The organism is Pseudoxanthomonas sp. LjRoot204_2, assembly GCF_056175765.1.
This window is the reverse complement of the sequence record NZ_JBGFFG010000062.1, coordinates 1-11,391: the sequence shown is the minus strand read 5'-3', so window position 1 is coordinate 11,391 and position 11,391 is coordinate 1. Positions and strand designations below refer to the sequence as shown.

Sequence of the window (11,391 nt, the reverse complement as noted above, 5' to 3'; positions counted from 1 at the left end):
GCTTCAACCAGTGCGGCGCGGAAGGCAGTCCGGCCAGCTCGGCCAGTTGCGCGCGGTTGCGGGCCACCACGGCCGGGTCATCGCCATCGGCCGCGTACTTGTTGCCCAGGTTGAAGTGGTCGAACGGCGCCCGCGACACGCCCGCGCCATGGCGCAGCGTGGTGAAGGCGTGCACCCCCGCCGGTGCGGGCCAGTCGGCCGCGACGGCGGGCGCGCGATTCACTTGCGTTGTGCCTGGGTGTCCGCGCGCAGCGCAGCCAGCAGGGCGACCATGTCGGCCGGCACCGGCGCGGTGACCCGCACGGGCTCGCCACTGACCGGATGTGCGAATTCCAGCGTTTCCGCATGCAGTGCCTGTCGGCGGAAGCTGCGCAGCACCGCGATCAGGTCGTCGCTGGCGCCCTTCGGCAAACGCAGCGGACCGCCGTACAGCGGGTCGCCGACGATGGGGTACTTGATGTGCGCCATGTGCACGCGGATCTGGTGCGTGCGGCCGGTTTCCAGTCGGCATTCCAGCGCCGTGTGCGCGCGGAAGCGTTCGCGCAGGCGGTAGTGGGTGACCGCGTCGCGGCCGTCCTCGCGTACTGCCATCTTCAGGCGGTCGCGCGGGTGGCGATCGATCGGCGCGTTGGCGGTACCGCCGGACACCATCGCGCCGACCACCACGGCGAGGTACTGCCGGTGCACGTCGCGCGAGGCCAGCTGCGCCACCAGCGAGGTGTGGGCCGGCAGGGTGCGCGCCACCACCATGACGCCGGAGGTGTCCTTGTCCAGCCGGTGCACGATGCCCGCSCGCGGCAGCGCCGACAGCGACGGATCGCGGAACAGCAGCGCATTGACCAGCGTGCCGGTCGGATTGCCGGCGCCGGGGTGCACCACCAGGCCGGCGGGCTTGTCCAGCACGAAGACGTGTTCGTCCTCGTACAGGATGTCCAGCGGGATGTCTTCCGGCTCGGCGTGGGTCTGGGTATCCAGCACCACGTCCAGGCTGGCGGTTTCGCCGCCGCGCACCGGATCGCGCGGCCGCACCACCTGTCCATCCAGCAGGGCATTGCCGGACTTGATCCACTCGGTCAGGCGCGAGCGGGAGAACTCGGGGAACAGCTCCGCAAGGGCGGCGTCGAAGCGGCGGCCGGCGGCGCTGGCGGGCACGATGGCCGTGCGCGGGGTATCGGGGGAATCGGGTTCGGTCATGCGGGAAGACGTCCAGAGAGGCCATGCGCCGGTCCGTATTGGCCGATTGTTCATGGCGAAGGCGGCGCCTAGGCTATCATCGACGGCCTGTTTCCCTGCCGCGGCCTGCCGCCAGCCCATGACCCAGCGTGCCTTCCCCCGCTTCTCCCGCCCCTCCGCGACCACCCGTCTCGTGCTGCTGGCCCTGGTCGTCGGCTTCGCCGGTACCGGCTGCGGCAAGATCTTCAAGAAGAAGGACGCGGCGGAGAACCAGCCGGTCGAGGTGATGTACCAGGAAGCGCACCAGGCCATGGCCAACAACAACTGGGACCGCGGCCTGCTGAGCTTCCGCCGCCTGATCGCCCAGTACCCGTATGGTCCCTACACCGAACAGGCGCTGATGGAATCGGCCTACGCCGAGTACAAGGCCGGCAAGCTGGACGACGCGGTCACCACCATCGACCGCTTCATCCGCACCTACCCGACCCACCGCAACATCCCGTACATGTACTACCTGCGCGGACTGGCCAACTCCAACCGCGACACGGTCTTCCTGCAGAAGGTATGGCGCCTGGATGCCAGCCGCCGCGACCTGGCCACGCCCATGCAGGGCTACAACGACTTCGCCCGCGTGGCCGAGAACTACCCCAACAGCCGGTATGCCGCCGATGCACGCCAGCGCATGACCGCGTTGCGCGACCAGTTCGCCCTGCATGAACTGGACACGGCCATCTACTACCTGCGACGCGATGCCTGGGTGTCGGCCGCCAGCCGCGCCAAGTACCTGCTGGAAACCTACCCGCAGAGCGCCTACCAGTACGATGCCATCGCCGTGCTGGCCGAGGCGTACACCCATCTGGGCAACAAGACCCTGGCCGATGACGCCAGGCGCGTGCTGGAACTCAACGACCCGCAGCACCCCTGGCTGGCCGGCAAGTTCCCGGACTACCCGTGGATGGTGCGTCGCCTGAATCCGTTCGCCGGCGAGAAGTCCAGCAATACCGTGGACCAGCGCAAGGACGACTGACCGTCCACCGGTTGCGGAAGAAAAAAGGGCCTCACGGCCCTTTTTCTTTGCCGGGCGTTGCGGCCACGTCAGTCGGCGGGGCGGGCCTTGTCCCAGTCGAAGCGCGTCAGCACCGCCAGCTGGCGCGGCTCCATCACGCCGTTGTGTTCGATGCCGTCGATGACCCAGGTCGGGAACACGGTGACGCCCGCCGATGCGCACGCCGAGACCATCGGCGCATTGCGTCCCCCCGGCGAGCATTCCACATAGGGCAGGCGCTCCGCCGCATGGCCGAAATGGCGTTTCTGCCGACTGCATTCCACGCACCAGGATGCGCCATAGAACTTCGCGCCGTAGGCGGTCAGGTGCTGCGCGAGCGCTTCTGCGCGACGGCTCTCGGGTCGCTGGTGCAGCAGTCCGCTCTGGTGCACGTGCAGGACCGCGAGCACCAACAAGACGGGCACCGCCTGCACTCCCCACCAGCGCGTCCACGGCTGGCCCGGCGCCGAGGCGGGACGGCGCAGCTGCAGCCACGCGAACATCGCCGCCAGCACCGCCAGCGAGGCCAGGCAACCGATGCAGTACGCATCGAGCACGAACGCCCCTATCGCGGTGAGGTACACGCTGACCGCCAGTCCCAGCAGCACCAGCCGCCACTGGCGTTGCCAGCGCAGCAGCGGCGACGCCTTACGCGCCAGCGACACGAGCGCGACCAGCGCATACAGGCCGAAGCCCCACAGCGCCATCGGCACGCCCAGCAGCGTGGACCATCCGCTGCGCCGGATCGCATCGCACCCTCCGTCGGCGCCGCAGAACGCGGATGGTGACCCGCTCCCCGCCGTCCAGGCCAGGTAGCCGGTGATCAGCAGGCCCAGCGCCGCCAGGGCCAGCATCACCCGGTCCGGCGGTGCGGCCGGACGCGGMGCCGGCACCGCGGGCCGGTCGCGATGGGATGAACGCTTTTTCTTCCTTGTCATTCCGGTCTCCGGCGCGCGGTCGCGCTCACAGCGCGTACTTGTTGGTGATGGGATAGCGGCGTTCGCGGCCGAACGCGCGGCGCGAGACCTTGGGTCCGGGCGCGGCCTGGTGGCGCTTCCACTCGTTGATGCRCACCAGCCGCAGCATGCGGTCCACGGTGGCGGCGTCGAAGCCGGCGGCGACGATCTCGTCGCGCGACTGCTCCAGGTCCACGTAGCGGAACAGGATCGCGTCCAGCACGTCGTACGGCGGCAGCGAATCCTGGTCCTTCTGGTTCTCGCGCAGCTCGGCCGACGGCGGTCGGTCGATCACGGCCGGCGGGATCACCGGTGCGCCGCCCACCGTGTTGCGCCAGCGCGCCAGCGCGAACACCTCGGTCTTGTACAGGTCCTTGATCGGCGCGTAGCCGCCGCACATGTCGCCGTAGATCGTGGCGTAGCCCACCGCGTACTCGCTCTTGTTGCCGGTGGTGAGCAGCAGGCCGCCGAACTTGTTGCTCAGCGCCATCAGGATCACGCCGCGGCTGCGCGACTGCAGGTTCTCCTCGGTGGTGTCGGCGGGCCTGTCGCCGAAGATCGGGCCGAGCGCGTCCAGGAAACCCTTGAACGGCGCTTCGATCGAGATGGCTTCCAGTTTCACGCCCATCGCCGCGCACTGTTCGGCGGCGAGGTCATTGGACAGGCCTGCGGTATAGCGCGACGGCAGCCGCACCGCAGTGACGTTGTCCGCGCCCAGCGCGTCCACCGCCAGCGCCAGCACCATCGCCGAATCGATGCCGCCGGACAGGCCCAGCCAGACCTTCGAAAACCCGTTCTTGCCGCAGTAGTCGCGGATGCCGCGCACGATCGCGCGCCACGCCAGCGCATCGCGGCTCTCGTCGCCGTCGTCCATCCACACCACCGGACTGAACGCACGCGTGTCCACGTCGAAGTCGACCACCAGCCATTGGTCGGTGAAGGCCGCCGCGGCCGGATGCACGGTGCCGTCGCCGTTGGCGACCACGGACGCGCCATCGAACACCACCGCATCCTGCCCGCCCACCACGTTGAGGTACGCCAGCGCCATGCCGGTCTCGCGCGTGCGCTCGGCGATCAGCGCATCGCGTTGCGCATGCTTGTCGCGGTCAAACGGCGACGCATTGGGCACCAGCGTCAGTACGGCGCCCGCCTCGGCGGTGTCGGCCAGCGGCTCGGGGAACCAGAGGTCTTCGCAGATCACCAGGCCCAGCGGAACGCCGTTCACCTCGAAGGTGCAGGCGCCGCCATCCGGGTCCACGTCGAAGTAGCGGCGCTCGTCGAACACCGCGTAGTTGGGCAGTTCGCGCTTGCGGTAGGTGGCCTCGACCGCGCCGTCGCGCAGCACGCTGGCCGCGTTGTACACCACGCTGCCAGCGCTCTGCGGCCAGCCCACCACGGCGACGATGCCGTGCGTGGTGGCGGCGATCTCCCTCAGTGCGGTTTCGCAATCGGCCAGGAAGCGCGGACGCAGCAAGAGGTCTTCAGGCGGATAGCCGCTGACCGCCAGTTCGGGGAACAGCACCACGTCGGCGCCGTACTGGTCGCGCGCCTCGGCGATCATGCGGCGGATGCTCTCGCTGTTCTGCGCAACGGCGCCGACCGGGAAATCGAACTGCGCCATGGCGATGCGGAGGGTCTGGGTCATGTCGGCCTTCGGTGGGAGCGAGCGCCGGCATTATCCCAGAGCACGGCAGGCCGCGCGCCCGCACAAAAAAGCCCCGCGGCGTCCCGGGAGGACGTGCGCGGGGCTTGCGCAGGAAAACGATGCGCGAGGCGGGGAATCAGTGGGCCAGACGGGCCGCGATGCGTTGCTGTTCGTCCTTCAATGCCTGCGGCGTGCGGGTGCCGAATTCCTGCAGGTACTCGCCGATGCCGGCGAACTCCGCCTGCCAGCCGGCGCGGTCGAAGCCGAACAGCAGGTCGTGCGCTTCATCGCTCAGCGCCACGCCATCCAGGTTGAGGTCCTCGGCGCGCGGCAGGTGGCCGATGGGGGTTTCCACCGCGTCGGCCTTGCCCTCGACGCGCTGGATCATCCACTCCAGCACGCGCAGGTTTTCGCCGAAGCCGGGCCACAGGAACTTGCCGTCGCCGCCCTTGCGGAACCAGTTCACGTGGAAAATTTTGGGCAGCTTCGCGCCGGCCCGGTCGAACGACAGCCAGTGGGCGAAGTAGTCGGCGAAGTTGTAGCCGCAGAACGGCTTCATCGCCATCGGGTCGCGACGCATCACGCCGACCGCGCCGGTCGCGGCGGCCGTGGTTTCCGAGCCCATCGCCGCGCCGACCAGCACGCCGTGCGTCCAGTCGCGCGCTTCGAACACCAGCGGCACCAGCGAGGCGCGGCGGCCGCCGAAGACGATGGCGCTGATCGGCACGCCCTGCGGATCCTCGGCCTTGGCCGAATAGCTGGGGCACTGCTTGGCCGACACGGTGAAGCGCGAGTTGGGGTGCGCGGCCGGCCCGTTGGCTGCATCGTACTTGCGCCCCTGCCAGTCCAGCGCCGGCGTGCGCGTGTCCAGGCCTTCCCACCACGGCTCCTGCTCGTCGGTGACGGCGACGTTGGTGAAGATGGTGTGGTGGCTGATGGTGGCCAGCGCGTTGGGGTTGGAACTGTCGGAGGTGCCCGGCGCCACGCCGAAGAAACCGGCTTCCGGATTGATCGCGTACAGGCGGCCATCGGCGCCGGGGCGCATCCAGCAGATGTCGTCGCCGACGGTCCACACCTTCCAGCCCGCCTGGCGATAGCCTTCCGGCGGAATCAGCATGGCCAGGTTGGTCTTGCCGCACGCCGACGGGAACGCGGCGGCGATGTAATGCGTTTCGCCCTGCGGGTTCTCGATGCCGACGATCAGCATGTGCTCGGCCAGCCAGCCTTCATGGCGCGCCTGGTGCGAGGCGATGCGCAGGGCGTGGCACTTCTTGCCCAGCAGCGCGTTGCCGCCGTAGCCGGAGCCGAAGCTCTTGATGGTCAGCTCGTCGGGGAAATGCATGATGAAGCGGCGGTCCGGGTCGAGCTCGCCGGTGGAGTGCAGGCCTTTCACGAACGCACCTTCGCGCTCGATCCGCGCCAGCGCCGGTGCGCCCATGCGGGTCATGATGCGCATGTTCGCCACCACGTACGGCGAATCGGTGATCTCCACGCCGCAGCGCGAGAGCGGCGAATCGATCGGACCCATGCAGTACGGGATCACGTACAGCGTGCGCCCGCGCATGCATCCGGCGAACAGCGCGTCCATCTTCGCGTGCGCCTCGGCCGGGGCCATCCAGTGGTTGTTGGGGCCGGCATCGTCGGGCTGCGCGGTACACACGAAGGTCAGGTGCTCGACGCGTGCCACGTCGCTCGGGCTGGAGCGGTGCAGCCAGCTGTGCGGGTGGGTTTCAGGATTCAGCGGCAGCAAGGTGCCGTCGGCCAGCATCTGCTTCGTCAGCAGCGCGTTCTCGGCATCGCTGCCATCGCACCAGTGGATGTGGTCGGGTTGGGTGAGCGCGGCGACCTCGGCGACCCAGGCGTTCAACGCGGCCAGCGAACTGCCCGGAAATTCGTTGCGTTTGAAAACATCGACCGCTGCGTTCATGCCACACCCTCGAAAAGTGAGACCAAAATGATACCAATGTCTTGTCCTTCAGACGAGGAGAACGTCGACGGGCGGTCATCCGGGAGGGGGAACGAGGGTCATTCCGTCTCACCAGGGCCAGAGAAGGCCCGCCACACAGGGCGTTGCGCGCCAAGGACGGAGCTCCGAAGGCCATCGATCGAGCTCGGAGAGCCAACGATGAGGCCCGGACGCCCGATCGATGGCTTTCCGAGAGCGATCGATGGGACTCGCCATGCCATCGATCGCCCTCGGAGCCTCATCGCTCGGGCTCGGAAGGTGATCGATGGAGCACGGAACCCGATCGATGGGGCTCCGGGGGCGATGCCGATGGAGCTCAACGTGCCATCGACGGGGCTCAGAGGGCGATCGATGGAGCAACACGGGCCATCGATGGCTTTCCGGGCCCCATCGATGACATTCCGAGCGCGATCTCCTTCCCGGCGGCTACGCCTCGCGCGAGCGCCGGTAGGGATTGAACAGCTGCAGCAGCCACGGCTTCTGCGCCAGCACCAGGCTGACCCCCACCCGGTCTTCCGCCGGCAGCGTCGCATCGCGGGCGAGCAACGCATCGAACTCGCGCGCGACCTCCTCAAGGCGCTGGCGGAGCTGCTTCACGCCGTCGATGCTCAGGCTGCCGCTCAGCAGCAGCAGCGCATCCTGTTCCCCGTCGAATGGATCGGCGAAGTAATCGGTCAGCAGGGTGAGCCGGAAGTAGCGCTCCATCGGGCCATCGGCACGCCAGCGGAAGTTGCGCGCGGTCAGCGCGCGGCCGCGGTTGCCGGGCATCAGTTCGATGATGCCCAGGCGATCCAGCTTGACCAGCAGACCGGTCCACTGCGCCGGCGTGAAGCCGAAGTGGCCCATCACGTCGTCCTGGCGCCAGCGGTTCAGGGTGAGGAACAGCGCCATGAGCAGCGGCGGGTCGTCCACCAGGGCCTGTTCCTGCGCCTCGCTCAGTTGGGCCATCGCCTTGCGCCCGCGCGAGGCTTCGGCGCTGAGCTCGGCCAGGCCGACATCGAGCACATCGCAGATCTGCTCGAGCCGCTGCAGGCTCATCGCGCGGCGGGAGAACATGCGCTTGACCGCCGCTTCGCTCATGCGGATGCGGACGGCGAGTTCGCGGTACGTCAGTTCCTGCGCGCGCAGGCAGCGCTTCAGGGCATCGATCAGGTCGACCGAGACGGCCATCGGTAGCGGATTCCTATACCCGTTGTTGCGCCGGAGCTTACCTCGTCGATGCCGATTGAACACCGCGGGTGAGCGCGGCCAAGGTGCGGCGACATCGCCGGAGCCCGCCATGACCCGCCTGATCGCCCGCTCGCTATCGCTTGCCCTGGCCACCGCCCTGTCCGGCGGCATGACCCTCCCGGCGCAGGCCGCCCCCCAGTCCGATGGCGCCAGCCGTATGTCGCAGGCCAGTCTCGAAGCCTCCATCGAAGTGCCCGTCGCGGTGATCCACGCACTGGGCCATGGCGCGTCCGCCGTGGTGACCGGCGTCGCCGTGGTGGCGGGCAGCGTGGCGGTCACGGTGTCGGTCGCCGCAGCGGGCGTGGTGGGCGCCGCCTCGTTCGTCGTGTACCTGAGCGCGGAGGCGATCAAGCGGCTAGGCATCGCGGTCGGCACGGCCATCAGCGTGGCTGCGGTGTCGACCGGCTGGATCCTCAGCGCGGCCGGCGAAGCGCTGTGCTTCATCGCCAACGACGCCGCCCGCCCCCACATCCACAGCCACCGCTACGGCGGGTGATCGCGTGATGCGCACGTTCGCGGCATGCCTTTTCGCCTTCGTCCTCGCGCTGCCAGGGACGGCACGCGCGGGCGATGCCTGCAAGCAACTGGAGATGCCGCCGCACAAGGTGGCGGACGCCGCGCGCACCGCGTTGCTGGCGGCGCGGGAACTCGACGAGGTGGATGCGCCGGTGGCGCTGATCGCACGCGTTGGCACCGACCTGTCGAAGCAGGGCCTGGTCTACAGCCACGCCGGTTTCGCCGTGCGCGACCACGCCGAAGGCCGCTGGACGGTGGTGCACCTGCTCAACGAATGCGGCAGCGACCGCTCCGGCCTGTATGCGCAGGGGTTGGTGAACTTCTTCGCCGACGACCTCGTGAACCAGGACCTGCGCATCGTCTGGTTCACGCCGGACGTAGCCGACCGCCTGGCCGCGCGGCTGCAGCAGATGCCACGCCACAGCCTGCACCACCCACGCTACAACCTGATCGCGCGACCCGGCAGCGAGGATTACCAGAACTCCACCGCGTGGCTCGTCGAAGTGATGGCCGCGGCATTCGCCGATCGCGGCATCTACGACCGCCGCAGTGCGTACGCCTTCGCCCGCGGGGATGGTTTCGTGCCGGACACGGTGCACATCGCCTATTCCAAGCGCGTACTGGGCGGACTGTTCTCCGCCAACACCGACTTCACCGACCACCCCGTCGGCACGCGCCTGTCCGGCGACTACCCCGTCGTCACCGTGCGCTCGATCTTCCGCTGGCTGGAGCGCAGCGGGTACGTACGCGAGCAGCGGGAGTGGCGGGGTGGCGTGCGGCARGTGGCGATGGGGCCGGCGTGAGGGAGGTCACGCGCGCCGCCACGTCGCACGCATCTCCCGGCGTATTGGCTTTCCGCTTGCTCTCGCGCCTGCTGGCCGCCTGCGTACTGACATCGATTCCCGTGCATCTCGCATTACTCGTGTCCGACAGCGCCGTGTATCGCGGCTGGGTTTACCTGCAGTTGGCGCTGCTGACGGCATCCGCCTGGCTGCTGTGGCGCTCACGCAGGCTCGATGGTCGTGCCGTCATCGCCCTCCCACTGACGACGATACCCGCGATCCACATCAACGCCGCATATCTGAACTACGGCAATGGCCCACAGGCTTGGGCACTGCCGCTCGCCTTCGGCCTTTGCTACGTCGCGCTCTATGCGGTCGCGCGCGCTGGCAAGACGCGGCGATCCGGCGCGAGCCCCGCGGGAGGAGATCATCGATGAACGCCAGATTCATCGCTTTGCTCGCAGCGCTCCTGCTGGTTGGCTGCTATCCAGTCAGCTACGAAGATGTAAGCCGCGATCCGGAGTACGCGCGATATGTCGGCAACGAGTACAGGACGACGGCTGACATGACCGTCTATCGCGTGAGCCTGGATCAGAACTACGGCCCCTCACCTAGCGTCTACAAAGTCGTCCACCCGCCCGGCTTTGATGGACCGGAGGTCATTTCGCGGACGCGCTTCCCGGAAGGGTCGACGCTGAAGGTACTGACGATCCAGCGATGCAAGGATTGCTATCTGGATGCCGAACCGAGAGTTCATGCGACGGTTCGTATCACCTCGACCACGCAGTTCGACGATCAGGAAGTACGGGCCGATCTGGGGCTGCTGTCTTCGCACATGCAAGCCGTCGACGCGCCCGCACCAATCAAGTGACGGGCGCGACGTAGCCCGCCCTCCACACGGCGACCACACGCCGCCTTACGAAGCGTCAGTTCGGAATCAACGTCGAGATGACGTGTTCGAGGTAGGTCTCGAACTCTTCCGACGTCATGCGCGGCTGCTGCAGCTGCAGCGACAGTTGCAGGAAGCCCACATAGGCCGCATAGGCCAGGCGCGCACGATGCGTGGCATCGGTGCGCTGCAGGCCGGCCTGGCGGAACATCGCCACCAGATAGTCCAGCCGGCGCTGCGAGATGCGGTCGATGACCGGCTGCACGGAGGGGTGATCCAGCGCCTTCAGCAGTTCGCTGTAGATGATGTGCGGCTTGACCTCGTGCCCGACCAGCTGGAACAGCGCGCGCAGGCGTTCGCGCGGATCGGCCACCTTTTCCAGGCTGCCGAAGATGTTTTCCTGTTCACCGACTTCCCAACGCTCCAGCGCCGCCTGCAGCAGCGCATCGCGGGACGGGAAGTGCCAGTAGAAGCTGCCCTTCGTGACACCCAGCCGGCGGGCGAGCGGTTCCACGGCCACCGCCGACACCCCCTGCTCCGCGATCAGGTCGAGCGCCGCCTGGGCCCAGTCGTCGGCACTCAGGCGGGCGTTGCGGGCGGGGGCGCTGGCGGGTGTTTCGGGGCTGGGCGTGCTCATGGCCGGCATTTAACCATACGCCGAGGTGTGTAGCGGTATGTATGCTGCAGCGCACCACAAATAAAGACAAATCAATCGGTTGCATGTGAAACGCGAATGCCAAACCGATTGACTGCTCTAAATGCGACAACCCATACTTGGCCGTATGGTTACCTCCACCTCTCCTGCTCCCGCGCCGCGCTCCCGCGTCATCGACGCCGGTTCGGATCGCGTGCTGAAAGGACAGGGAGAGGTGCCGCTCGCGCTTCGTCGTTTCCCGTCGCCCCGCGCCCTGCAGAGCCATCCGGCGCTGATCTACGCGCACGGGTTCGGACAGACCGCGGGCGCCTGGCATCGAACCGGGCAATGGCTGGCCGAACAGGGATATGCCGGACTCGCCTACGACGCGCGTGGCCACGGCGAGTCCGGCCGCAATGCCCCCGATCTTCCCTATGCGGGCGACCAGTTCGCCGACGACCTGATCGTGGTGGCCGGTGAACAACCGGAACCGCCGGTCCTGGTCGGCGCGTCGATGGGCGGGCTGTTCGGGCTGATCGCCGAGTCGCGCTGGCC

Annotated in this window: 13 protein-coding genes; 6 read left to right on the top strand and 7 right to left on the bottom strand. The window is 68.1% G+C overall.

Annotated features, from left to right (window positions below; translation table 11 throughout):
* Window positions 1-223: laccase domain-containing protein (locus AC04L7_RS04850; RefSeq protein WP_475512614.1), on the bottom strand; the 223-nt coding region annotated here is incomplete at its 3' end.
* The gene (gene rluD / locus AC04L7_RS04845) at window positions 220-1,194 is read right to left on the bottom strand and encodes a 23S rRNA pseudouridine(1911/1915/1917) synthase RluD (protein ID WP_435996988.1); all 975 of its coding nucleotides are present in this window, start codon (window positions 1,192-1,194) and stop codon (window positions 220-222) included. The genes rluD and AC04L7_RS04850, both read right to left, overlap by 4 nt.
* Window positions 1,195-1,312: 118 nt before the next feature.
* Here rluD and AC04L7_RS04840 point away from each other — a divergent pair, with 118 nt between their 5' ends.
* Window positions 1,313-2,200: an outer membrane protein assembly factor BamD gene (locus tag AC04L7_RS04840; RefSeq protein ID WP_296279737.1), complete on the top strand. Its 888-nt coding sequence runs from the start codon at window positions 1,313-1,315 to the stop codon at window positions 2,198-2,200.
* Between the two features lie 68 nt (window positions 2,201-2,268).
* Here the strand turns inward: AC04L7_RS04840 and AC04L7_RS04835 are convergent, their stop codons facing one another.
* From AC04L7_RS04835 to AC04L7_RS04820, 4 genes are all read right to left on the bottom strand, one after another.
* On the bottom strand, window positions 2,269-3,156 hold the full coding sequence (locus AC04L7_RS04835) for a vitamin K epoxide reductase family protein (RefSeq protein ID WP_435996986.1): 888 nt from the start codon (window positions 3,154-3,156) through the stop codon (window positions 2,269-2,271).
* A gap of 25 nt (window positions 3,157-3,181) precedes the next feature.
* Window positions 3,182-4,819, bottom strand: a complete 1,638-nt coding sequence (locus AC04L7_RS04830) for an NAD+ synthase (RefSeq protein ID WP_475512613.1) — start codon at window positions 4,817-4,819, stop codon at window positions 3,182-3,184.
* A 136-nt stretch (window positions 4,820-4,955) separates the two neighbouring features.
* Entirely contained in the window at window positions 4,956-6,746 is a 1,791-nt protein-coding gene (locus AC04L7_RS04825) for a phosphoenolpyruvate carboxykinase (GTP) (protein WP_435996982.1), read from the bottom strand.
* Window positions 6,747-7,211: 465 nt separating this feature from the next.
* On the bottom strand, window positions 7,212-7,955 hold the full coding sequence (locus AC04L7_RS04820; protein WP_296279729.1) for a helix-turn-helix domain-containing protein: 744 nt from the start codon (window positions 7,953-7,955) through the stop codon (window positions 7,212-7,214).
* 109 nt (window positions 7,956-8,064) lie between these two features.
* Between AC04L7_RS04820 and AC04L7_RS04815 the strand changes: the two genes are divergently transcribed.
* Genes AC04L7_RS04815 through AC04L7_RS04800 form a run of 4 tightly spaced genes read left to right on the top strand, consistent with a single transcriptional unit; the run spans window position 8,065 to window position 10,184 of the window.
* Window positions 8,065-8,511 carry a hypothetical protein gene (locus tag AC04L7_RS04815; protein ID WP_296279728.1) on the top strand — a complete coding sequence of 149 codons (447 nt, stop codon included), beginning with the start codon at window positions 8,065-8,067 and terminating at the stop codon, window positions 8,509-8,511.
* A gap of 7 nt (window positions 8,512-8,518) precedes the next feature.
* Complete coding sequence (locus tag AC04L7_RS04810) at window positions 8,519-9,334, top strand: DUF2145 domain-containing protein (RefSeq protein ID WP_436000957.1); 816 nt, start codon at window positions 8,519-8,521, stop codon at window positions 9,332-9,334.
* Window positions 9,335-9,390: 56 nt separating this feature from the next.
* Window positions 9,391-9,750 carry a hypothetical protein gene (locus tag AC04L7_RS04805; protein ID WP_435996979.1) on the top strand — a complete coding sequence of 120 codons (360 nt, stop codon included), beginning with the start codon at window positions 9,391-9,393 and terminating at the stop codon, window positions 9,748-9,750.
* Window positions 9,747-10,184 (top strand): hypothetical protein, encoded by a 438-nt coding sequence (locus AC04L7_RS04800; protein WP_435996977.1) that lies wholly within the window; start codon window positions 9,747-9,749, stop codon window positions 10,182-10,184. Before AC04L7_RS04805 ends, AC04L7_RS04800 begins: the two co-directional genes overlap by 4 nt.
* 55 nt (window positions 10,185-10,239) lie before the next feature.
* Here AC04L7_RS04800 and AC04L7_RS04795 read toward each other — a convergent pair whose 3' ends face one another.
* Window positions 10,240-10,839, bottom strand: coding sequence for a TetR/AcrR family transcriptional regulator (locus tag AC04L7_RS04795; RefSeq protein ID WP_296279725.1), 600 nt, complete (start codon window positions 10,837-10,839; stop codon window positions 10,240-10,242).
* 145 nt (window positions 10,840-10,984) lie between these two features.
* Between AC04L7_RS04795 and AC04L7_RS04790 the strand changes: the two genes are divergently transcribed.
* Window positions 10,985-11,391 (top strand): alpha/beta hydrolase (locus tag AC04L7_RS04790; RefSeq protein ID WP_475512612.1); only part of this gene is annotated, 407 nt, incomplete at its 3' end.

Coding starts and splice junctions, on each gene's coding strand:
- AC04L7_RS04840 (WP_296279737.1), top strand. CDS start 1,313: ATGACCCAGCGTGCCTTCCCCCGCTTCTCCCGCCCCTCCGCGACCACC.
- AC04L7_RS04825 (WP_435996982.1), bottom strand. CDS start 6,746: ATGAACGCAGCGGTCGATGTTTTCAAACGCAACGAATTTCCGGGCAGT.
- AC04L7_RS04820 (WP_296279729.1), bottom strand. CDS start 7,955: ATGGCCGTCTCGGTCGACCTGATCGATGCCCTGAAGCGCTGCCTGCGC.
- AC04L7_RS04815 (WP_296279728.1), top strand. CDS start 8,065: ATGACCCGCCTGATCGCCCGCTCGCTATCGCTTGCCCTGGCCACCGCC.
- AC04L7_RS04800 (WP_435996977.1), top strand. CDS start 9,747: ATGAACGCCAGATTCATCGCTTTGCTCGCAGCGCTCCTGCTGGTTGGC.
- AC04L7_RS04795 (WP_296279725.1), bottom strand. CDS start 10,839: ATGAGCACGCCCAGCCCCGAAACACCCGCCAGCGCCCCCGCCCGCAAC.